At 34.1% G+C, this 23175-nt stretch carries 24 protein-coding genes; 20 read left to right on the forward strand and 4 right to left on the reverse strand.

Features of this window, described 5'->3' with window-relative positions:
- Positions 1-174 precede the first annotated feature (174 nt).
- The 5 genes from AB9Q04_RS06415 (at position 175) to AB9Q04_RS06435 (ending at position 5462) form a co-directional block, all read left to right on the forward strand.
- Complete coding sequence (locus AB9Q04_RS06415; protein WP_410024518.1) at positions 175-906, forward strand: ABC transporter ATP-binding protein; 732 nt, start codon at positions 175-177, stop codon at positions 904-906.
- Positions 881-1921, forward strand: a complete 1041-nt coding sequence (locus tag AB9Q04_RS06420; protein ID WP_410024519.1) for a COG1361 S-layer family protein — start codon at positions 881-883, stop codon at positions 1919-1921. The genes AB9Q04_RS06415 and AB9Q04_RS06420 overlap by 26 nt, the downstream gene beginning before the upstream one ends.
- Positions 1908-3284, forward strand: coding sequence for an ABC transporter permease (locus AB9Q04_RS06425; protein WP_394019010.1), 1377 nt, complete (start codon positions 1908-1910; stop codon positions 3282-3284). Before AB9Q04_RS06420 ends, AB9Q04_RS06425 begins: the two co-directional genes overlap by 14 nt.
- 10 nt (positions 3285-3294) lie before the next feature.
- Positions 3295-4482 (forward strand): hypothetical protein, encoded by a 1188-nt coding sequence (locus AB9Q04_RS06430; protein ID WP_410024520.1) that lies wholly within the window; start codon positions 3295-3297, stop codon positions 4480-4482.
- Between the two features lie 155 nt (positions 4483-4637).
- Entirely contained in the window at positions 4638-5462 is an 825-nt protein-coding gene (locus AB9Q04_RS06435) for a hypothetical protein (RefSeq protein ID WP_410024521.1), read from the forward strand.
- A gap of 12 nt (positions 5463-5474) precedes the next feature.
- Here the strand turns inward: AB9Q04_RS06435 and mnmM are convergent, their stop codons facing one another.
- From mnmM to AB9Q04_RS06450, 3 genes are read right to left on the reverse strand one after another with little or no spacing between them, the layout of a single operon-like run.
- Entirely contained in the window at positions 5475-6020 is a 546-nt protein-coding gene (gene mnmM / locus AB9Q04_RS06440) for a tRNA 5-(aminomethyl)-2-thiouridylate-methyltransferase MnmM (RefSeq protein WP_410024522.1), read from the reverse strand.
- Positions 6017-6565, reverse strand: coding sequence for an ImmA/IrrE family metallo-endopeptidase (locus AB9Q04_RS06445; RefSeq protein ID WP_410024523.1), 549 nt, complete (start codon positions 6563-6565; stop codon positions 6017-6019). The genes mnmM and AB9Q04_RS06445 overlap by 4 nt, the downstream gene beginning before the upstream one ends.
- The gene (locus tag AB9Q04_RS06450; RefSeq protein WP_410024524.1) at positions 6565-6966 is read right to left on the reverse strand and encodes a helix-turn-helix domain-containing protein; all 402 of its coding nucleotides are present in this window, start codon (positions 6964-6966) and stop codon (positions 6565-6567) included. The genes AB9Q04_RS06445 and AB9Q04_RS06450 overlap by 1 nt, the downstream gene beginning before the upstream one ends.
- Before the next feature lie 141 nt (positions 6967-7107).
- Between AB9Q04_RS06450 and dinB the strand changes: the two genes are divergently transcribed.
- The 4 genes from dinB to rlmH are packed head-to-tail and all read left to right on the forward strand — an operon-like array spanning position 7108 to position 9741.
- Positions 7108-8349: a DNA polymerase IV gene (dinB, locus tag AB9Q04_RS06455; protein ID WP_410024525.1), complete on the forward strand. Its 1242-nt coding sequence runs from the start codon at positions 7108-7110 to the stop codon at positions 8347-8349.
- 42 nt (positions 8350-8391) lie between these two features.
- Complete coding sequence (locus AB9Q04_RS06460) at positions 8392-8817, forward strand: DUF2188 domain-containing protein (RefSeq protein WP_410024526.1); 426 nt, start codon at positions 8392-8394, stop codon at positions 8815-8817.
- Positions 8814-9221 (forward strand): ATP cone domain-containing protein, encoded by a 408-nt coding sequence (locus AB9Q04_RS06465; RefSeq protein ID WP_410024527.1) that lies wholly within the window; start codon positions 8814-8816, stop codon positions 9219-9221. The genes AB9Q04_RS06460 and AB9Q04_RS06465 overlap by 4 nt, the downstream gene beginning before the upstream one ends.
- Before the next feature lie 37 nt (positions 9222-9258).
- A complete protein-coding gene (gene rlmH / locus AB9Q04_RS06470; protein WP_410024528.1) occupies positions 9259-9741 on the forward strand; it encodes a 23S rRNA (pseudouridine(1915)-N(3))-methyltransferase RlmH in 483 nt (160 codons plus the stop codon).
- A gap of 1213 nt (positions 9742-10954) precedes the next feature.
- On the opposite strand, the gene msrB is transcribed toward rlmH, so the two are convergent.
- Positions 10955-11395, reverse strand: coding sequence for a peptide-methionine (R)-S-oxide reductase MsrB (gene msrB, locus AB9Q04_RS06475; RefSeq protein ID WP_410024529.1), 441 nt, complete (start codon positions 11393-11395; stop codon positions 10955-10957).
- Between the two features lie 133 nt (positions 11396-11528).
- Between msrB and AB9Q04_RS06480 the strand changes: the two genes are divergently transcribed.
- The 11 genes from AB9Q04_RS06480 to AB9Q04_RS06530 all read left to right on the forward strand — a co-directional run bounded on the left by AB9Q04_RS06480 (position 11529) and on the right by AB9Q04_RS06530 (position 23158).
- The gene (locus AB9Q04_RS06480; RefSeq protein ID WP_410024530.1) at positions 11529-11810 is read left to right on the forward strand and encodes a co-chaperone GroES; all 282 of its coding nucleotides are present in this window, start codon (positions 11529-11531) and stop codon (positions 11808-11810) included.
- A 22-nt stretch (positions 11811-11832) separates the two neighbouring features.
- Positions 11833-13443, forward strand: a complete 1611-nt coding sequence (groL, locus tag AB9Q04_RS06485; RefSeq protein ID WP_410024531.1) for a chaperonin GroEL — start codon at positions 11833-11835, stop codon at positions 13441-13443.
- Positions 13444-14108: 665 nt separating this feature from the next.
- The gene (locus tag AB9Q04_RS06490; RefSeq protein ID WP_410024532.1) at positions 14109-15527 is read left to right on the forward strand and encodes a peptide MFS transporter; all 1419 of its coding nucleotides are present in this window, start codon (positions 14109-14111) and stop codon (positions 15525-15527) included.
- A gap of 11 nt (positions 15528-15538) precedes the next feature.
- Positions 15539-16624 carry a M24 family metallopeptidase gene (locus tag AB9Q04_RS06495; protein WP_410024533.1) on the forward strand — a complete coding sequence of 362 codons (1086 nt, stop codon included), beginning with the start codon at positions 15539-15541 and terminating at the stop codon, positions 16622-16624.
- Positions 16617-17495 carry a proline iminopeptidase gene (gene pepI / locus AB9Q04_RS06500; protein WP_410024534.1) on the forward strand — a complete coding sequence of 293 codons (879 nt, stop codon included), beginning with the start codon at positions 16617-16619 and terminating at the stop codon, positions 17493-17495. Before AB9Q04_RS06495 ends, pepI begins: the two co-directional genes overlap by 8 nt.
- A gap of 88 nt (positions 17496-17583) precedes the next feature.
- Positions 17584-18735 carry an NAD(P)-dependent malic enzyme gene (locus AB9Q04_RS06505; RefSeq protein WP_410024535.1) on the forward strand — a complete coding sequence of 384 codons (1152 nt, stop codon included), beginning with the start codon at positions 17584-17586 and terminating at the stop codon, positions 18733-18735.
- Between the two features lie 373 nt (positions 18736-19108).
- Positions 19109-19546, forward strand: coding sequence for a hypothetical protein (locus AB9Q04_RS06510; RefSeq protein ID WP_410024536.1), 438 nt, complete (start codon positions 19109-19111; stop codon positions 19544-19546).
- A gap of 301 nt (positions 19547-19847) precedes the next feature.
- A complete protein-coding gene (locus AB9Q04_RS06515) occupies positions 19848-20660 on the forward strand; it encodes a Cof-type HAD-IIB family hydrolase (RefSeq protein ID WP_410024537.1) in 813 nt (270 codons plus the stop codon).
- A gap of 8 nt (positions 20661-20668) precedes the next feature.
- On the forward strand, positions 20669-21460 hold the full coding sequence (locus tag AB9Q04_RS06520) for an MBL fold metallo-hydrolase (protein WP_394011076.1): 792 nt from the start codon (positions 20669-20671) through the stop codon (positions 21458-21460).
- An 11-nt stretch (positions 21461-21471) separates the two neighbouring features.
- Positions 21472-22284 (forward strand): tRNA 2-thiocytidine biosynthesis TtcA family protein, encoded by an 813-nt coding sequence (locus AB9Q04_RS06525; protein WP_410024538.1) that lies wholly within the window; start codon positions 21472-21474, stop codon positions 22282-22284.
- A complete protein-coding gene (locus tag AB9Q04_RS06530; RefSeq protein ID WP_410024539.1) occupies positions 22277-23158 on the forward strand; it encodes an undecaprenyl-diphosphate phosphatase in 882 nt (293 codons plus the stop codon). The genes AB9Q04_RS06525 and AB9Q04_RS06530 overlap by 8 nt, the downstream gene beginning before the upstream one ends.
- Positions 23159-23175 lie beyond the last annotated feature (17 nt).

Raw genomic sequence — 23175 nt, forward strand, 5'->3', positions numbered from 1 at the left:
TACCAGCTAAGCTGGTAGTTCTGATTTTATTAAATATATATAAAGTATAAACTTAATTGCAAATCTAAATATGTGATGATATAATTCTCTATAGATAGTGTGTGGTGAACTCCATAACACTGCTTTATATTTTATTTTGTAACTTCTAAATATACATAAAATTATGGAGGCTACATGGCACTAATAGAAGTACGTGATTTAAAAAAATATTATAAGGTTGGGGGCAATGTTATAAAGGCCCTAGATGGGATAAACCTTGATATTAAAAAAGGAGAATTTATAGCTCTGCTAGGTACAAGTGGGTCTGGTAAATCAACCCTATTAAATATGCTAGCAGGCCTAGAATATCCCAGCAAAGGATCTATAAAATATGGCAATATAGTTTTAAATGAGCTAAAAGAGACTGATATTACAAAATTTCGTAATTTAAATATAGGTTTTGTCTTTCAGTCCTATAATCTCTTGCCATATCTTACAGCCTGGGAAAATGTATCCCTGCCTTTAACCTTTAAAGGCATTGATAAAAATGAACGCAAGGAAGAAGCCTATAAAATTTTAAAGCAAGTAGGACTTGCTGATAGGATGAATAATAGGCCCAACGAATTATCCGGTGGCCAGCAACAAAGAGTATCCATTGCTCGTGCCTTTGTAGGTACACCAAAAATAATTTTTGCCGATGAACCCACAGGAAACCTTGATACCAAAACAAGTTTTGAGGTTATGCAGCTAATAAAGAATATAACCAGAGAGAACAAACAAACTTTTATCATGGTAACCCACGATGATGAAATGACAGAATTTGCTGATAGAACGCTTTTTATGAGGGATGGAAAAATAAAAAATATCCACAAAAATTTAACTATTGATGAGGTTTTAGAAGATGACATACTACCAACAAATAAATAATGGCGATCAAAACACAGGGGCGGATGCAGCTACTGAGGTAAATGACTCCCCAGTCCAAGTTAGAAACCAGCCTAAATTAATAATTTCAAACTATACAATAAGCCCAAAAACTGTTGAGGCAGGCGAAGACTTTAACCTAGCCTTTACCCTTTATAATACCAATAACAAAAATACTATTTATAATTTGAAAGTAAGTATTGACCAACAACTAGCAGCCCAACCTCAAGCCAGTGGTGAAAATAATGCTCTAGTAAGCGATGGATCAGTTTTTGCTCCAGTGGATACATCAAATAGTTTTTATGTATCAGCCCTTTACCCATGGAATACTACAACTAAATATATAAATATGAAAGTAAATCCAAATGCGGTTGCAGGAAACTATGTCATAGGCCTAACCTTAGAATATGAAGACTATGATGGTAATCAATACCAAACTAAAGAATCCATAGGCATCCCAGTTGTTCAAAGGGCAAATGTAACTATTGGCGAAGTAAAGCATGAAGACTTAATGGCAGGTGGACAAACCCAAGTAAGTGTAAATATTTATAACACAGGAAAAGATAATTTAAACACCTTTATGTGTGATGTAATTGGTAAGGGTTTTACTATAGACAATGATAGAAAATTTATAGGAAATTTTAATTCTGGAACTACAGAAACTTTCACCTTTAATATCACTCCAGACCGTGAGGGAGAAGTTGAAGGTAAAATTATGCTAAGTTACGAAGACTCTGCAGGAAATATGCATACTCAAACCAAAGATTTTTATGCAGATGTAACTGGTATGGGAGCAGAAGATATGGAGGGCGGCATGATAGAAGATCCTGAAACGGGAGAAATGATTCCGGTTGACCAAGGGATGAATCAAGATGCAAATGAAAGCGGTAGCTTACTATCATCTCCATTTTTATGGATTGGATTAATAATTATCCTAGCCTTAGTTGCACTTTTACTTAGAAAACGCAATAAAAATAAAAAAGATGAGGAGCTAATAATAGACGATGAGGATATCTGATAGATTTATCATGGCTCTAAGAAATCTGTGGCGCAGGAAATCTAGGACAATCCTTACTATTTTATCAGTAGTCATCGGCTCTACATCCATAATTTTAATGCTAGCCTTTGCTCAGGGGATTTCAAATTCACAAAAAGAAATGATAGAATCCTTCCAAGGACTAACTTCTATAAATGTTTTGGATGGAAGTACCGGAGCAGCCCTTGAAGTAAATGATAAGGTCATAAATGATTTAAAGAATATAGCCAATGTAAGGGCAGTTATTCCTAGTAAAAATATATACACAGAGATAAAAATAGTTGATAACGACGAATATGAGATAGATGGGTCTATAAATATTGTGCCAGATAATATTTTTTCCTTGCTTACAGAGGATATGCTAGAAATGGGTAGAATACCAAGCCCATCTGAAGATGACACCCTACTTTTAGGGCCAAATACCGAAGCAAGTAAGATGATAGATACAGGTGATGGTGGATTTTATGCAGAACCTGTGGAAGACTTTGACTATCTAGATAATGAATATTTTATCCGCCTAGGATACAAAGATGAAAATGAAGATGATGGGGTAAATTTTGGCAAGGAAGAAAATCCTTTAGATAGCGAAGGTGAAGAGATAAACAAACCCCAAACAGTAGATATCCCTATAAAAATTGCAGGGAAGCTAAACAATACTTCGTTTTTAGGTGGATGGGGCTCCTATATTTCAGAATCAACCTATAAAAAATTAAAGGAAGAGGATGACAAACTAGCCTTTCCAACCCTAAACCAAGACTTTGATGAACAAGGTAACCCTATCCAATCAAATGATGATAAGATAAAATACGATAATCTCCAAGTTGTAGTAGATAAACCAGAAAATGTAAAGCAAGCTGAACAAGATATTAGAAAACTAGGTTATCAAACAAATTCTATGGCTGAAGCTAGCCAAGAGATAGAAAGTCAAACTAAAACTATTATGCTAATTCTAGGGGGCATAGGATCTATTGCCTTTATAGTTTCTGCTATAGGTATTATAAATACAATGCTTATGAGTATCTATGAACGACAAAAAGAGATAGGGGTTATGAAAGTAATCGGGGCCTCTGTTTCAGATATTCAAACCATGTTTTTAATAGAATCTGGTTTTATAGGATTTTTTGGAGGAGTCCTTGGCCTTTTAATTTCCTTTTTAGTGGGTAATATAATTAACAACGCCTTTGCAGGCATGAATCCTGATATGGTAAGTAAAATAATAATCATACCAGCATGGCTAGCTTTAGTTGGAGTAGGATTTTCAGCCTTAGTTGGAGTACTCGCAGGATATCTACCAGCTAGACGAGCTACAAAATTATCTGCTATAGATGCTCTTAGAGCAAATTAAGGAGGATATTATGAAAAAATTTGTACCAATCATGGCCTTATCATTGGCCCTAGTCGGGTGTAACAATACTGATGCCCCAGCTAATGAAGTAAGCCCACAAGAAAAAGTAGAAACAAATGAAGATAATGATAGTACTCAAGTAATAGATGTAAAAAAAGCAGAAGATAATAAAGAAAATAGCGAAGAAGCTGAAAATACAGATAGCAAAGAAGTAGAGCAAACAGAAGATTCCGAAAACGATCAAAAAGAAGAAGATGAAGAAAAAACAGAGGAAGAAACTGAAGATAAAGAAGTTTCTGATGAAGAAGTCACTAAAGATGACTTATTCTTTAACCCACTAGGACCATTTTCAAGCGTAGATGAGAATGGAGTACTTGTAGATGAAAATGGAAATGAAATAACAATTGATAACACAGACCATTATGATTATGTAAAATACACTAACAATGTCTTTGTAAAATCTAAAAGTGATATTTATGACCAAGTCTTAATTGTAAGAATGAATGATAAAAGTGTAGAGACTTTATTTGAATTTCCAGGAGTTGATGACTTTAGACCATTGGGCATGATTGGTGATAGGATTTATGGATTCCATGATCAGCAAAGTAAAGCTGAAATAAATGGGACCCCAACCCTAGATACAGAAAAATCTGCAATTGCTTATGTAGATCTTGCTACTGGCGAGGTTCACGATTTTGAAGCAACTGTTGATGTTATGACAGGCGGGGCTGTAGTAGTTGATGGAGAATTGCAATTTACTAAACCTGGAGATAATAACGAGCAAGATGCCTACAATTATGATTTATACAAACTAGACCTATCAAAAGGAACTGATCAAGAAGCGGAATTAGTTGAAAAAAACTTTGACCTCCAATACTTATTTGGTCAAAAAAGATTTGAAAATGGAAATCCAGTTTGGAAAATATATAGGGCAGATAATGATAATATTTATGCCAATGATCAAAAATTTCCATTCCTTTGGGCAGAGCAAGGTATGCAAGAAATCATAGGAAATAATATCTTTTACTATGAATTCAGTGATTCAGAAGATAAATTATCTACACCAATTAAGGTCATAAATATGACAAGCGGTGAAACTGTCCTGGATACTCAGATTAGAGGTATGAAAATTGCAGATGGAAAACTTTACTATCTAACTACAGACAATGAACTAGAATCAGTTGATATAGAATTGTGATGCTAAAAAAGAACTGATAGTATGAGCGGTTCTTTTTTTATTTTTCATAGTATAATGGTCTTATGAAAAAAATTAAGATTTTATTGGGGCTTTTATTTATTTTCCTTGTTGGTTGTTCGGTTGACACTTCAGATGCTACCCTTAGTGGAGACCCCATGGACACTAACAAGGTACAAATATACTATGACCCCATCGATAAGAAACTATTAAAATTTAATCCAAATGGAAATCAAAGTGAAACAATCAATAAAGCCGGTAGCGATTTTGCCTATGATATAAATAATGCAGACAATCTTTTTGTTATGGGTGATAGTGCAAATCATAAATACAAATTAGTAGAAATCGAAGGAGAAGAGATTAAGACCCTTCACGAATTTAACCAAGGAGAGGAAATATTTCCTATAGGATATAATGAAGGAAGTATTTATTTTATCCATAGCTTCTATAAGCAAAATGGAGAGGATAAAGACAAGCGCACCCTAAGCTTAATAGATTTAGGAAAATTTAATGTTACCGATATAGAAAGTGTTGGTGGATTTTTGACAGATGGGATTGTGAGCCCAAACAACATCTATTACACAGTTTATAATAATGAAAATAATTATTACGAGCTTCATAGAAAATCTATCGAAGCAGGTAAAAAAGGAGAAGCCCCAGAGCTTATAAGTGTAGGCTATGAAACTCCCGAAGTTTATTTATCTAAAGATTTATTAAATGAAAAGGAAATTATAAGCCTTTATGCTTCTGATAAAACTAGGATATATTCTAAGGATGAGTCTTGGAATAAGCACCAGGCCAATTATTTTACTCCAAGCTCTGTAATAGGTATGGACAAAAATGCTGACGGTACTATGAAAATTACATTTATTGATAAAAGAAGCCGTGAAAAGACTAATGAAGTAGAAGATGTTGTAGGTATTCGCTTTGAAAATAATACGATAGTAGTAGCCACATCAAAAAATGGAGCAAGTAAGTATTAAAAAAACCACAAATTATTCTTTGTGGCCTACCACTATTACATAAGGTGGATTGTTGATTTTATTTACAAAATTCATTTTTAAAACTGTGTATTTTTTGTAATCTAAATCTTCTAAAAACTCATTAATTTTTTCAGATTCTATCTTTCCTGCTGGATGGCCTGGATAGACTGTTATAAAAATCTTGCCCCTAGGACTTAAAAGTTCTAGGGATTTTTTTATGGCAGTAATTGTGCTCTTCCAAGTGGTGGTAATATTTTTATCACCCTTGGGTAAATAGCCTAGATTAAAGATTACTAAATCAACTTTTTGCTTTATATATTTATCTATATTAGCATGGCTATCTAGGATAAAGGTAAAATTTTCTTTATCAGCTAATAAATTTTTTGTACTTTCCTGAGCCATTTGTTGGATATCAAAGGCAAAAAGTTTTTTTGGCTCTAGCTTATCTAAAATAAATTTAGAATCATGGCCATTACCAGCAGTCATATCCACTGCCATATTTATATCTTTTTCCCTTAAAAGCAATTCTCTTACTATTTCTGTTGCATGATCTATCATTCTAAGTTCCCGTAAAATTCATCTCGTCCATCAATTTTAGTAAAAAATTTGGAATCAGCTATATTTTTATTTACTGGCAGCCCCATCCTATGCATTTCGTTAAGCTTAAATACCATAAGGTTTACATTTACATCATAGAGGCTAGCTAGTTGGTGGTAGGTGTAGCCTTCTTTGATATCTTCCATTAGTTTTTTTTCATCTAAAAGCAAGTGAGCTGCAAAAATATTAGCCTCGATTTCCATTTCTGTATTGATGTCAAAAAGTTCATATTCAGCAAAGCCATCTTTGGCTTCTTTTTTGTGGTAAATATCATGGCCTAGTTCGTGGGCTAGGACCATATTTATTATTCTCTCATCTACAAAAGGATTATAAAATACAAAGCGATTTCTCATAATTATTTTATACATGCCTAGGATGCTAGTAGGCGTTTTAAAGGGAATTATGAAAACTCCACGTCCTTCTAAAATTTCCCTAGGATCTCGAGTCTTGTATTTTTCTATCAAGGTTAGAGTATCCTCGTAGATTTTATCATAGGTGGTTAGCATTATTTCCTCTTACTAGGTCCGTATTTTTTATTTTCGTTTTTAGCAATGTAGTAAGCTTCGCTAATGGCATCAAGGATAGCTTTCTTATCTTTTTCTGGCAAATCTCCACCCGCCATAAGTCCTATGACTCCTTGGACCATTTCCTCTGCATCGCGCGCTGCAGCATTACCATATCTTTCTCTAGCTGATAGGACAAAATCTTCTTCATCAGTTACTAGATAATCGTGGGTTGTATCCAGTGCTTCTGCCAAAGCATCGTAAGTTTTTCTATATCTTGGCTTAGATTGGCCTGCTTCGTAGCGGGATATGGTTTTTAGGGAAACATCGCACATGTTTGCAAGTTCTTCTTGGGTTAGATTTTTTGCCTCTCTTAGGTCTTTTAATTTATTAGCAAATGCCATTATATCTCCTTATAGTCACTAAGTGACTGTTAATTTTTAAATTTTCCTTGACATAAGACTCTTAAAGTCTTATAATACAGCTAAAGTCATTTAATGTCTTAATTATACATTAATAGTCATCTAAAATCAATAGGAGTTTTTATGAAGAGAGTAATACTACATTCTGATATGAATGCCTGCTATGCATCCATAGAGGCAAAGCTAAATCCAAAACTAAAGGGCATCCCTATGGCCGTTGCAGGTAGTCCAGAAAACCGCCACGGCATTATCCTTGCCAAAAGTGAAGAGGCAAAAAAAATGGGAGTTAAAACTGGAGAGCCAATCTGGCAGGCCAAAGCTAAGTGCCCAAATCTAACCCTAGTGCCACCCCATTATGAACAATATTTAAAACATTCAAAAATGGCCCGCAATCTATATTATGAATACACCAACCAAGTAGAACCCTTTGGCCTTGATGAGTGCTACCTAGATGTGACAGGATCCACCCACCTTTTTGGGTCTGGAGAAGAAATAGCTAATGAAATTAGAAAACGAATGAAAGAGGAGCTAGGAATATCAGTTAGTATTGGAGTTAGCTTTTGTAAAATATTTGCAAAACTAGGCAGCGATATGAAAAAACCTGATGCAGTTACCATAATAAGCGAAGATAATTTTAAAGAAAAAGTCTGGCCTTTAGGTGTCCGCGAAATGGTAGGCATAGGCAAAGCTACAGAAAATAAACTAAATAGGATTGGTATTTTTACTTTGGGGGATCTAGCTAAGGCACCAGTTGATATATTAAAAAATCTTTTGGGAGTAAATGGCATCTATCTCTGGCAATATGCAAATGGTCTAGATGTCCGCCCAGTAGTAGATCGCGATCACACAGAACTCATAAAATCCATTGGCAATAGTTCAACTTGTAAGCGTGATTTAATTAATAACGAAGAAGTTTTTAATGTCATGCAAGAGTTAGCCTTTTCTGTTTCTAGAAGGCTAAGAGAAGCAAAGCTTGAAGCGTGCGGAGTAGAAGTTTACGTTAGAAATAATGAATTGCAAAGCTGGAATTTTGCCACATCTCTAGAAATGGCTAGCCAAAGCTCCATCATTTTAGTAAAAAGTGCCATGGATATTTTCAAAGAAAAATATAAATGGTCCCTGCCAGTTAGAGCTATAGGCATAAGGGCTATAAATTTACGTAATGAGGGCGGCGGCAGCCAGATGGATGTTTTCTTAAACCATGAAGATTTTAAGAAAAGTGAAGATATAGATACTACTCTTTACAATATAAGAAAAAAATATGGTAAGGATTCCGTAACTTTTGCAGCCCTTAAGCGTGATATAGGCCTTCCCAGTAATCTTACAGAAATAGTCACCCTGCCATCCCGTCATTATAATATGTAAAATGGGTAAGAGTATATAAAGAAATAAAAATGAGGTGAGATTATGCCCTTTGATAGAAGAAATTATCCAAGCTCAATGAAAAATTTGGATAAAGAAGTCCGAGATAAGGCAATTGATATAACAAATGCCATGCTCAAAGATGGCTATGATGAAGATAATGCTATCCCTATAGCTATTTCCCAAGCTAAAGATTGGGCAAATGATGCCAGCAATGCAGAGCTTAAAGAAATCCGCAAAAAAGATTTAAAAGACCATAAAAAAAGTGACAATAAATCTGCGCGCTTGCAAGATGCTGATGTAGAAGTTTCCTATAATTATGATAAGGAAAAATGGCAGGTAAAATCTAAAAAAGCCAGTCAAGCAGAAGGATATTACGATACCAAAAAAGAAGCAACAGATAGGGCAAGGGAAATTGCAGAAAACAGAGCAAGTAAAGTAATAACAAAAACCAAGGAGGAATCAAAATGAGTGAACTAAGTAGAAGATTATTAGAAGAATTTGAAAGCCAAGGCTACGGAATCAATGAAATAGCTAGAGAGATTGATAAGTTAAAAATAGAAGTGGTAAGAGACTTCTTAAAAAAATCAGATGATGATACAGTTTATGTAATAAAAAGAAGTGGCAACCTAGAAGAATATAACTCCGATAAGGTAACTAGGTCTATAAAAAATGCCGCAGATAGAAATGATAAACAACTTAACAGCTCAGATGTAGAAATTTTAATCAAGGATATTGAAAAAAGTATGCAAGAGATGGATAGAAAAGTATTTAGAACAGATGAGATAAAAGAATACGTAAAAAATGCCCTAGTAAGTGAAGGTTATAGCCAAATTTACGATTCATACGTATCATATATACAAGCACAAAACTAAACTCAATCTAAGGATTGAGTTTTTTTAAGGAGAAAAAGTGGATATAAAAATAATAGCAGTAGGAAAAATCAAAGAAAAATTTTACAAAGAGGCCATAGATGAGTACCTAAAAAGAATGCAAGCCTATAATAAAATAGAAATAATAGAAGTAAATGACGAACAAGCCCCAGAAAACCTATCAGAAAAAGAAATTGAGCAAGTAAAAGAAAAAGAAGGGGAAAGGATACTAGGAAAAATAGAAGATAGTGATTATGTAGTAAGTCTAGAAATCCTAGGAAAGCAAATAAATAGTGTAGGATTTGCAAACTTTATAGAAAATGAGATGCAAGAAGGCTTTGGCAGAAATTTAGTTTTTGTAATAGGTGGATCAAATGGATTATCAAAGGAAGTAAGCAAGAGGTCAAATTACAAACTATCATTTTCAAAAATGACCTTCCCCCATCAACTAATGAGAGTTATCCTCCTTGAACAAATTTATAGGGGATTTAGGATAATAAACGGACATCCATATCATAAGTAGTCCCATCATTATGGGTGACAGAGCTTTGCTCTGTCATCTCTGAGATGAACTAATGATTCGAAGAATTGTTAGTGAATCCAGAGAACTAAGCGAAGAAAGCTTTTAAGCTTTCTGAGAGGACAAAATCCTGTGTGGCCTATTGAATTTGTATCCGTGCTTCTGGACTCGGTCATCTGCGAGATGAACGCAGAAGCTTTGCTTCAAGTGAGTCCGCAGAACTAAGCGAGGGCGCAAGCCGAGCGCATTACCTTTTCTATGTGGGTGGCAGAGCTTTGCATTGTAAAGTAAATAATCTTATAAATATTCAACTTTAGGTTAAACTATATTCTAAATAGGATACTTCCCAATAAACAATGCTCATCATCTTATCGTCATCTCGACCGCAGCGAAGCGGAGTGGAGAGATCTATCTAAGAGTCAGACATCCCAAATCGCAGTTAAAAAAACATATCAAATTAACATCTTAAGTCTATAAAACACATAAGTCAAAGAAAGATTTCTCCATTTCGAAAACCAAAGGTTTTCTCCAGTCGAAATGACAATTGGGATGGCAAAATTGATTTATCAATTAATCTTATGACCACACTGTTAGTTCCAATCATATCAAAATAAATAAGAAGTCTACTGATATACAAATAATTTCACTTCATTGTCATCTCGAGCACATAAAAGCCCATTGATTTTGGGCTTTTATGCCGAGAATCTAGAGCGGTAACACGAAAGAGATTCTTTGAAGCGAGTTTTCGTAGTGGAGAGATCTACCAAAAAGTCAGACATTACAAACCGTAGTTAAAAATATATTAAATTAACATCTAAAGTTTAGAAAAATCATAAGTTAAAAAAAGATTTCTCCATTCCGAAAATCAAAGATTTTCTCCAGTCGAAATGACAATGGGGAAGACAAGAACGATTTAGCAATTAATATTACAAATATCCATTACAAGCTTGATTACAAAAATGTAAATAGAAAACTTTCTAAAAGCAACGTTTCACACCTTATTGTCATCTCGATCGCAGCGAAGCGGAGTGGAGAGATTTATCTAAAAGTCAGGCATTACAAACCGCAGTTAAAAGATACATTAAAATAATAAATAAGGTTAAGCATTATCTATATATGTTCTTCTAAAAAGTTTATTATTTTCAATGGTTAATCAATTATAAAAAGCACATAGGTTTTAATCCCTATGTGCTTTTTATAAAAAAATTATATATATCTATTCAAATAAACTCAAATATTTCCCATATCCTTCTTTTTCAAGGTCCTCCTTAGGTACAAACCTTAAAGCAGCACCGTTTATACAATATCTCAATCCTCCTAATTCTTGTGGACCATCTGGGAATACATGGCCTAGGTGGCTATCGGCATCATTACTTCTTACTTCTGTTCTAACCATACCGTGAGATAGATCTTCTTTTTCATTTATTTCAGTTCCATCAACTGGTTTTGAGAAACTTGGCCAGCCACATCCTGCATTAAATTTATCCTTGCTAGAAAAAAGTGGCTCGCCAGATACTCTATCTACATAAATGCCTTCTTCATAAAAATCGTCATATTCTGATGAAAATGGTCTTTCTGTTCCAGCATTTTGGGTTACTTCGTATTCTAATTCTGTAAGATTTTTTCTAAGTTCTTCATCACTTGGTTTTTTGTACATTTTTATTCTCCTTAATCTTTTTATTATTTTACCCATTTTATGAATTTGATTTTTTATCTAAAGGTAGTACATTATAAATGTAATTAGCAATTAGCACCCGTGAGTGCTAAAAGTATACACTAAGGAGTTAAATATGCAATTAAAACCTATCGGAGATAGAGTAGTAATAAAAAAAGCAGAAGCTGAAAAAACAACTCAATCAGGTATTGTACTTCCAGAAAGTGCTCAAGAAAAACCTGTTTATGCAGAAGTTGTAGCTATTAGTGATGATATTTTAAATGATGAAAAGAAAAAAGATTCTCTTTCTGTAGGAGATAAGGTTATTTATTCTCAATACTCAGGAACAGAAGTTAACTTAGATGATACAGATTATATAGTTATAAAATATATTGATATTTTAGCAGTTATAAAATAGTTTATAGAAAGGATAAATACTTATGGCAAAAGAAATTAATTATGGAAAAGATGCCCGTGATGGTTTAGAACGTGGTATTGATAAACTTGCAGATGCTGTAAAAGTTACTCTTGGACCAAAAGGACGTAATGTTGTTATAGATAAGTCTTATGGTGCACCAACTATTACAAATGATGGTGTAACTATTGCCCAAGAAATCGAACTTGAAGATAGATTTGAAAATATGGGAGCTCAACTTGTAAAAGAAGTTGCTACAAAAACAAATGATGTTGCAGGTGATGGTACAACAACAGCTACAGTACTTGCTCAAGCTATTATTAAAGAAGGCCTTAAAAACTTAGCAGCTGGAGCAAACCCAATTGTTTTAAATAAAGGACTTAAAAAAGCAACTGATGTTACAGTAGACTACATTAAAGAAAATAGCCGTGATATTGTAGATAAACAAGCTATCGAAAATGTAGGTACAATCTCATCAGCAGACCCAGAAATTGGTAAATTTATCGCAGATGCTATGGAAAAAGTAGGTAATGATGGTGTAATCACAGTTGAAGAGTCAAGAACAACTGATACTTACCTAGATGTTGTTGAAGGTATGCAATTTGACAAAGGATATCTATCACCATATATGGCAAGTGATAATGAAAAAATGGTTGCAGACCTTGATGATCCATACATCCTATTAACAGATAAAAAAGTTTCAAACATCCAAGACTTGCTACCATTATTAGAACAAATTGTTCAAGAATCACGTCCACTATTAATTATTGCAGATGATGTAGAAGGTGAAGCTCTTACAACCCTTATCCTAAATAAATTAAGAGGAACATTTAATGTTGTAGCAGTAAAAGCACCAGGCTATGGTGATAGACGTAAGGCAATGCTAGAAGATATTGCAATTCTTACAGGTTCAACAGTAATCTCAGAAGACTTAAATATGGACCTAAAAGATGCGGAACTTTCTATGCTAGGATCTGCTAAAAAAGTAAAAGTTGACAAAGACAACACAACCATTGTAGAAGGAAAAGGTGACAAAAATACTCTAGAAGAAAGAGTAAACCTAATCCGCCAACAAATTGAAGCAGAAGAAAGTTCATACGAAATAGAAAAACTTCAAGAAAGAGTAGCAAAACTTGCAGGTGGAGTTGCAGTAATCAATGTAGGTGCAGCAACAGAAACTGAAATGCAAGAGAAAAAATATAGAATCGAAGATGCCCTATCAGCAACAAGAGCAGCAGTAGAAGAAGGAATAGTTGCAGGTGGTGGTGTAGTCCTAATTGGAGCTATTAACAAAGTATCTGATTTAAAAGATAGCCTTGAAGGTGATGAAAAAACAGGTGCAGCAATCATAGAAAAAGCTCTAGAAGCACCACTAAGACAAATAGTAGAAAATGCTGGAATGGATGGCTCAGTAATCATTCAAAACGTAAAAGAAAGTGGAAAAGACGAAGGCTACGATGCTTATAATGATGAATATGTAGATATGTTTGAAGCAGGTATCGTAGAGCCAACAAAAGTAACAAGAAGCGCCCTACAAAACGCAGTAAGTGTATCAGGAATGATCCTAACAACAGAAGCAGCAGTGGCAGATATACCAAAAGAAGAACCAGAAATGCCACAAATGCCTATGTACTAAACAAGCCCGTCCGGCTAAAGGAGGACCCTCCACGGAGTGGTCGCAGGAGCAAAGCGACGAGAAAAGCCCGTCCGGCTAGAGGAGCACCCGTGAGTTTTCTGGATTCGCAAAGCTCACCTCAGAAATGAAAAATACTTTGTATTTTTCACCCAAAAATTCTGGGACTAGCACGGAAAACCGCAGCGAAGCGAGGACCGAAAGCCAAGCGGCGTATGAGCGATACAAAACGCCGTAAGGCACAAACAAGCCTGCCCGGCGTCCCTAGAGGCCTCGTGAGTTTTCTGGATTCGCAAAGCTCATCTCAGAAATGAAAAATACTTTGTATTTTTCACCCAAAAATTCTGGGACTAGCGCGGAAAACCGCAGCGAAGCGAGGACTAAAAGCCTAACGGCGTTTAAGTGGTTAAAACCATAAAACCTATAAAAACACACAACTAAAACACCCGTTAGGGTGTTTTTATTTTGCCTATAAATCAACTAGAATATAAACCAGTAATATTTTATATTTGTTAGAAATATGTTATAATAACCTTGGTACATAAGAGTGACTAAAGAAATAGTAAATTAATTTACTATATTACTTTGGCACGCTACCTTATATACCTATACTAGTAAGTTTTTATTAGTTTGGTATATATAAATAAAATATTTTATAGGAGGAATTTATGGAAAAAGAACTTTCTAGCAAGAAACCCTTTGGGTTTTATGCGGCATGTATTGCTTTTTCACTAGAACGCTTTGCCTTTTACTCAGCAAAATGGTTGATGACAGTTTTCGTTGCTGCATCTATCATGGATGGTGGGCTAGGTCTTACGACTGGTGAAGCTGCAAGAATGAGTGCAAACCTTGTTGCATTTACTTATTTATTGCCATTATTTGGAGCCTACATATCAGATTACCTTGTAGGGGCAAGGTACCTAATCCCTATTGGTTTAGCCTTGATGGGAGCAGGATATTTAGTAGCGTGGCAGGCAACTAGTGCCACTGCAATAAATATCATGATTATTTTAGTTTCTATAGGTACAGGACTTTTTAAATCACAAAATAATGCGATAATCGGTAGATTATTTACTGATAAAAGCAAGCTTGACGAGGCCTACTCTACCCAGTATTCATTTGTAAATATTGGATCTTTTATAGGAACTACCATAATTGGTATCTTAGCGGCTAAATATGGCTACAGATTTAGCTTTTTAGTTTGTGCCATTGTTGTATTTATAGATGCTATTTGGTATATAGCAAACTACAAAAACTTTGGAAATGCTGGTAAGAAACCATTTAAAATTAATGAAAATGCTGACCCAGATGAAGTTAAAAATGAAGAAAAAGTACCTCTAACAAAACTTGAGAAAAATAGAATTTTTGCTATTATCCTAGTTTCACTTTTCTCAATAATTTTCTGGATATTCTGGTACCTAGCATCCCTACCAGTATTATTCCACTGGGCAGGGGAAACTGCAGCTGCTGACTGGACTATAGGTTCATTTGAAGTACCTACCGCATGGTTTGATTCTCTAAATGCTATATTATGTATTATCCTTGGACCAATCCTAGGTGCTTATTGGACTAAAAAAGCAAAATCTCCAAAAGGAGACTTTAATATGTTCCAAAAAACAGCTTTAGGTATATTTTTACTAGGCTTATCTTATATAGTTTTTGGTGCAGCAGAAGTAGTTCGTGGTGGTGGGCAGGCATCACTAATGTGGATTATAGTTTTTGGTATATTACTAACCCTTGGAGAAATGGTATTTTCACCACTTGGTAACTCATTTATAGCAAAATATGCTCCACCAAAACTTATTACAACCATGATGAGTGTATGGGTTGTAGCAGTATTTTTCTCAGGAAAATCTTATGGTGCTATTTATGACTTTACTCAACAATTCCCATTTGATAAGGTAATGTTTACTATTGCTGCAATTGCAATCATATCTGCAGCTATTCTATGGATTTTTAGTAATAAATTACAAAGACTAGTAGAACCTAACGAAGCTGATAGAAGAGAATACGCAAAACTTCACGGCAAAGAATATAAAGATAAAGACCAAACAATGACCTTTGAATCAGAAGATAAAAATAACTAAGGAGTTATAAGATGACTGATAGATTTAAAAGAGTTTTAGATAAGATGGAAACAGAAGGCTTGGAGCAAATTATTGTTACAGACCCTATTGCTATTTATTACTTAATAGGCAAAAAAATTAATCCAGGTGAAAGAATGCTCGCTCTTTATTTAAATACAGACGGGGATAAAAAGCTTGTTATAAACGAGCTTTTCCCTCAAGAAGGCGACCTTGGAGTAGATTTAATTTGGTATAACGACATAGAAGATCCAATTGATTATCTAGCCAAAGAAATCAAAGATTATGAAAAAATAGGTATTGATAAAACTTGGCCATCTGGATTTTTACTAAGACTTCAAGAAAGATTTCCAGATAAAAAATATGTAAACTCATCTCTTTTAATCGATGAAGTTCGTCAGATAAAAGATAGCCAAGAAATTGATTTAATGAGAGAATCATCTAGAATCAATGATGAAGTTATGGATGAGCTCATCCCTTGGGTTACAAAAGGACTTACGGAAAAAGAACTATCAGCAAAGGTAAAAGAAATTTATAAAAGTCATGGGATAGAAGAGGTTTCCTTTGAGCCAATCACAGCCTACGGTAAGGGCGGGGCTGACCCTCACCATGAAACAGATAATTCTAAAGGAAAACTTGGCGATAGTGTAGTTTTAGATATCGGTGGTTTTTATAAGGGCTATGCTTCAGATATGACAAGAACAGTTTTTATAGGAGAAGTATCTGATAAGGCGCGTGAAGTTTATGAAATAGTAAAAGAAGCAAATCTTCGCGGTATAAAGGCTGCAAAACCTGGTAATAAAATGAGTGATGTAGACAAAGCCTGCCGTGACTATATAGAAGAAAAAGGCTACGGCAAATACTTTACTCATAGAACTGGCCACTCAATAGGTCTAGAAGACCACGAATATGGCGATGTTTCTAGTGTAAATGATGCAATTATAAGACCAGGACAAATTTTCTCAGTAGAGCCAGGCATCTATCTAATGGATGAGGGTATTGGTGTAAGGATAGAAGATTTAGTAATCATCACAGAAGATGGTAATGAAGTTATAAATAATTACACCAAAGATTTAATTGTGGTAGATATAGATGATTAATGAAGGCTATATGCCTTTTAAGGATTACAAAACTTATTATAGGATTGTAAATCCAGAAGGCAAGGAAACTCCGTTGGTTTTAATCCACGGGGGACCAGGATCAACCCACAATTATTTTGAAGTTTTTGATGACTTTGCCTACGAAGATGATAGACCAATAATAATGTATGATCAAATTGGCTGTGGGAATTCTTTTGTAGATGGAGATGAGGATTTATTTAATGCAGATACTTGGATGGAGGAATTAATTTCCCTAAGAGAATATCTAAAATTAAATGAAGTCCATATCCTAGGCCAATCTTGGGGTGGCATGCTTTTAATTTTATATGCTTTAACAAATCCAAAAGGTGTAAAATCAATTATTTTATCATCAACCCTTTCTTCTGCAAAACTTTGGAGAAGTGAGCAACTTAGAAGAATATCCTATATGGATGATAAGTATAAGATTCCACTTCTAGAAGCAGAAAAAACTGGTAACTATGAGTCTAAAGGATATCAAAAAGCCCTAGATATTTTCATGGAAAGATACTCAGCGGGCCCATACGGAGAAGATGACCCAGCATGTCTAACAAGAGAGAAAAAAGCTGGAACAAAATCCTATGTAGTAGGCTGGGGAGAAAATGAATTTTCCCCAACGGGAACCCTAGCAGGCTATGAAGTAACAGATAGGCTACATGAAATAGCAATCCCAACTTTAATTACAAGTGGGGCAGAAGATTTATCCTCACCAATCATTGCAAAAACCATGCACGATGAGATTAAAAACTCAAAATGGGAACTTTTTACCAATTCCCGCCACATGCCCTTTGTAGATGAGCATGACAATTACAAAAAAGTATTAGAAAAATGGCTTTATAAAGTAGAAGGCTAAAAGATATTAAGCAGGTAATTGATAAAATTGCCTGCTTTTTTGTGTTATAATCGTAAAAAAAGAATGTTTTAAAAATAAGGAGAGATTTATGGATGTTTATGAAAAAGCCTTAGAAAAACACAGAGAATGGCAGGGAAAAGTTGGCACTGATGTAAAAGCAAAAATTACAAATGCTGAAGAATTGACCTTTGCCTACACACCAGGAGTTGCAGAACCTTGCAGAGAAATTGCCAAAGACGAAACAAAAGCTTACGAATATACTTCTAAAGCAAATACCATCGCAGTTATTTCGGATGGATCTGCAGTGTTAGGCCTAGGAAATATCGGTCCAAAAGCTGCCATGCCAGTTATGGAGGGAAAAGCAGTGCTATTTAAAGAATTTGGTGGAGTAAATGCTGTGCCAATAGTGCTTGATACCCAAGATGCAGATGAAATAATAGAAACCATCAAAAATATTGCTCCGGGATTTGGCGGTATAAACCTAGAAGATATTTCATCACCTAGGTGTGTATATATTGAAGAAAAGCTAAAAGAAATCCTAGATATTCCAGTATTTCATGATGACCAACACGGTACAGCCATTGTAACAGTTGCAGCTTTGATAAATGCCCTAAAATTAGTTGATAAAAAGCCTCAAGATATCAAACTTGTAGTAAGCGGGGCAGGAGCAGCTGGATTTTCTTGTGCAAAACTTATCCATGATTTAGGAGTAAAAAATATAATAGTTTGTGATTCACGCGGAGCCATTAATAAGATGATGCTAAATTCTGGTAACCCAGTTAAGACGCAAATTGCAGAAATGTTTAATCCAGATGATGTAGAAGGGTCTGTAAGTGATGTTATAAAGGGAGCGGATGTATTTATAGGGGTTTCTGCACCGGATATATTAGATGAAGAAGATATCAAAAACATGAATGATGATGCTATTGTATTTGCTATGGCAAATCCCATTCCAGAAATTGACTACCATGTGGCAAAAAAAGCTGGGGCAAGGATTGTAGCTACAGGTCGATCTGATTTTCCAAATCAAATTAATAATGTCCTAGCTTTTCCAGGTGTATTTAAAGGAGCCTTAGAAGCTCGTGCTCCACAAATAACAGACCAAATGAAAATGGCAGCAGCAAAAGCCTTAGCAGCCTTTGTTAAAGATGATCAATTAAATGAAGAATACATCATCCCTTCAGCCTTTGAACAGGGAATTGTAGAAGCTGTAAGTGATGCTGTTAAGACTTTAAAATAATTGAAATGATAAGATAATTATAACGATAGATGTTTTTTAGAAAAATTGCGTGTTTGTTATTTACAAATATTGAGAGTGGTGATATATTTATTTTGTGATAGTTATCATTATGAGTTTATTAATTAGAATACTTTATTAGCTAGTAATTATAAAAATCATAAATTTATCTATGGGGAGATGATTGTTGCGTATTATAATTTGGATATCAAGTAATGCCATTATATTATAAAAAATAGGATGACACTATTAATAAAATGTAAATTCATAACAATTGGGATATTAATATCAATAAAAAAATAAAATATATTATGGTTTTGTAATCTTAATCTTGCTCCCTAAAGTTTCATATGCTCAAGAATCTTATAATGTCAGAATGAAAGTTAATAACAAAGATGGAGCAATTATTAATGTAGCTTCACAAGCTAATGCTCTAGATTCTCTAAGTCAAGCAGAAATAAAACAAATGCTTGACAGCAATAATTTAAGAGATGGTGGTACAATAACAATTCATAAAGTAAGTGATGGTATGAACCCTTGTATTCTAAATAATAATATAAGAAATATTAGTACGTTTAACAATGTGAGTACAAATTTATTCAGCGGATATAAATATAAAACTTCTAAAGTTTTAAGTTCAGAATATGCTGCTAATAATACTAGAGAGTTTAGAGTGCAATTTTACGCGAAAAAAGTATCATTCACTCAATATAAACTAAATAGTTCTAACAATCAAGTAATTGCTACTAAATCTGGAAAAGCTGCTGTACCTACACGTTTTGCTTTGTACGGTATTGATAGAAAATTAAAATGAGAGGTTCTCAAATGAAAAAAATAATAAGTATTCTTTTTATTATTTTATTCATATTTGGTTTGTATATGATAATTGAATCAGGCAGTGGAATGTTTGGTGATCATATATCATCAATAATATCTGGTGGTATACTTTCTGTATTTTCGGGTATATGGATCACTATTACACTACACTCTTTATTCAGAAAAAGTAATGATAAAAAAATTGATTAAAATAGATATGAAAGTAAAATAAAAGAAGAATGTTAAGGGACTGGTTATTACAATCAGTCTTTTTTGTATGTAAAAACAAATGAGGTCTTATGAATAAAGATATAAAATTAGTTGCTATTGACTTAGATGGGACACTTTTAGGATCTGATGAGAAGATAGTAGAAAAAAATATAGATGCAATAAAGAAAATAAAAGAGAAGGGCATCGAGGTTGTAATAGCTACCGGGAGATGTTTTAATGGTTTTTGGTGGGTCCGCCAAGAGCTTGGCCTAGAAGGTTTTGATGATTACTCAATTTGTAATACTGGAGCCTTTGTAAGATGCAATGCAACTAGCAAGGCCATTATAGAAAATCCCTTAGAAAAAGAAGATTACGAAAAAATCACCTCCTACCTGGGGGACTATGATTTGCAAGTAGGAATTTTTACCAAGGATGTTCTTTATAATAACGAAGAAGTAGTCAATGATGGATTTAAAAAAGACCAAGAAGTTATGAAACTTCCACGTTTAAAATTTAAAGATTTTGATGAGATCGAAGAAAAAGTAGCTCGCATCAATTTTATGGGGAATCAAGATGAGCTTGATAAGTTTTATGAAGAAAACAAAGAAGCTTTAGAAAAAGACTATATGACTATGAGAAATGAAACATATTCTCTAGAAGTTCTTAAAAAATCTTCTGGAAAAGCCAATAGTCTAAAAAAGCTTTGCGAATATTTAGATATAGATTTAGCAAATGTTGCCTACTTTGGCGATGGAGCAAATGATATAGAGGCTATAAAACTTGCAGGACTTGGTATAGCTATGGGAAATGCAAAAGAAGAAACTAAAGAAGCTGCTGACTATGTAACATCAACTAACGATGAGGCAGGTCTAGCAGAATTTTTAGAAAAAATATTTGATTAGAGGTTTTAATGGATAAATTTGCAATCCTTTCATCAGGATCGTCAGGAAACTGCTTATTTATCGAATATAAGGGCAGTAAAATCTTGGTGGATGCAGGATTTTCAGCGCGAAAAATAGAAAATTTATTAAAAGAAATAGGTAAAGATGCCAACGAATTAGATGCCATTTTCCTAACCCATGAGCATGCTGATCATACAAAAGGGGCAGGAACTCTATCCCGCCGCTACAATATTCCTATATTTGCCAATGGAGGCACATGGAAGGGTATAGAAAAATGTGTTGGCAAGGTGAAAGATGAAAATATAAGAGTTTTTGATAGTGGTAAGTTTTTATCCTTTGGGTCAATGGATATTATGCCCATAAAAGTCCACCACGATGCCAATGAGCCGGTGGGTTTTGTTCTTTATTTAGGCAATCAAAAAATATCAATTTTGACCGATACAGGCATAGTTGATGAAAATATGGCCTATGAGATAAAGGGATCTGATGTTTATTATATGGAGGCCAACCACGATTTAGAAGCTCTAAAACGTGGACCATATCCATATCCTCTAAAACTTAGAGTAATGAGCAATATGGGACATTTATCAAATGACCAATCAGCAGAAGTTTTAGCAGATGCCTTAGAGGGTAAAAGAGAAAAAGTTTTTTTAGGTCACCTATCAGAAACAAATAATACACCAGAATTATCAAGGCTTACAGTAGATAATTATCTAACAAGTCTTGGTTTAGATACAAGAAAAGATATACTTTTAGAAGTGGCAGATAGGTATGTACCTTCTGGCATAGTAGAATTATAGAAAGTTAAATTATGGAACTAATAGATATTGAAAGATCAATTATAAAAAAATATAGAAAACAAATTTGGTCCCCCTTTATTAAAGCAATCAAAGAATTTGAATTGATAAATGATGGGGACAAGGTAGCAGTTGCAATCTCTGGGGGTAAGGATTCGCTATTACTTGCAAAAGTAATTGAAGAACTTCATAAGCATAGCAAGGTAAACTTTGATGTAGTATACATATCAATGGACCCAGGCTATGACCCTAGAAATCGTGAGCAATTAGAAAAAAACTTAGACTATTTAGGAATAGATGGGCAGATATTTGACACAGAAGTATTTAAAATAGCAGAAGAAGTTTCCAAAGGCGAATATCCTTGCTATATGTGCGCAAGAATGCGTAGGGGAAACCTATATGCCAAAGCCCAAGAGCTAGGATGCAATAAAATCGCCCTAGGTCATCATATGAATGATGTAATAGAAACCATTATGCTAAATGTTCTTTATGCGGGTAAGTTTAATACTATGAAACCAAGACTTAAGGCGCAAAACTTTGAAAATATGGAGCTTATCCGTCCATTTTATTATGTAAAAGAAGAAGATATTATAAAATGGCGTGACTATGTAGAGCTATTTGCCCTAAATTGTGCATGCACAGTTACAAAATCACAAGAAGCTTATACAAGAAAAATGATAAAACAAATGATAGCTCAAATGAAAGAAAACAATCCTGAAGTGGAGATGTCTATTTTAAGGTCTGGAGAAAATGTAAATTGTGATATGGTTGTAGGTTATCAACTCCATGGACAAAAACATTCGTTCTTGGAGGAATTTGATGATTGAGTTTTTAAAAGTTTTAATCCTTTCCATAGTAGAGGGTGTGACAGAGTTTTTGCCAGTATCATCTACTGGCCACCTTATTTTGGTAAATGAATTTGTAAAACTAAACCCGCCAGAGTTTTCAAACGCCTTTAATGTCATAATCCAGCTTGGAGCTATTATGGCAGTTGTAGTCTTATATTTTAAAAGGCTAAATCCTTGGGATTATGAAAAAACTTATAAATACTATCCAAAAAACTATAAAAAATTAAATGGGCAATCAAGATTTTATTATAGGTTAACTCATCCAGACCAAAGAACAATGGAACTTTGGAAAAGGGTAATAGTTGGAGTGCTCCCTGCTGGAGTTTTAGGTTTACTATTTGATGATTATATAGATGAACATTTATTTAACCCAATGGTAGTTGCAACTATGCTGCTTGTTTGGGGTGCAATAATTATTTTTGTTGAAAAAAGAAATAAAAATAAAAACGGTTTTGTAAATGATAATATAATAAATGTTTCCTATAAAACTGTTATTGCTATTGGATTTTTCCAAGCCCTTGCTATGATACCAGGAACATCTAGGTCAGCAGCTACCATTATGGGGGCTATGATTTTAGGACTTAGCCGTGAAGCAGCTGCAGAATTTTCTTTCTTTTTAGCAATACCAACCATGCTTGGAGCAACCCTTTTAAAAGTAGTAAAAAATGTCCATGGCTTTACAGGATCTCAATGGTTATTAATAGTACTTGGCATGGTTTTAAGTTTTATAGTAGCTTATGTAGTTATTAAAAAGTTTATGGAATATATAAGCAAACACGATTTTATCCCATTTGGAATATATAGGATAATCTTATCTATAATAGTATTTTTATATTTTGGGATTATAAAATAAAAAAAGAGTCTAGATTT

It is taken from the genome of Anaerococcus groningensis, assembly GCF_046365465.1.
Taxonomy (GTDB): domain Bacteria; phylum Bacillota; class Clostridia; order Tissierellales; family Peptoniphilaceae; genus Anaerococcus; species Anaerococcus groningensis.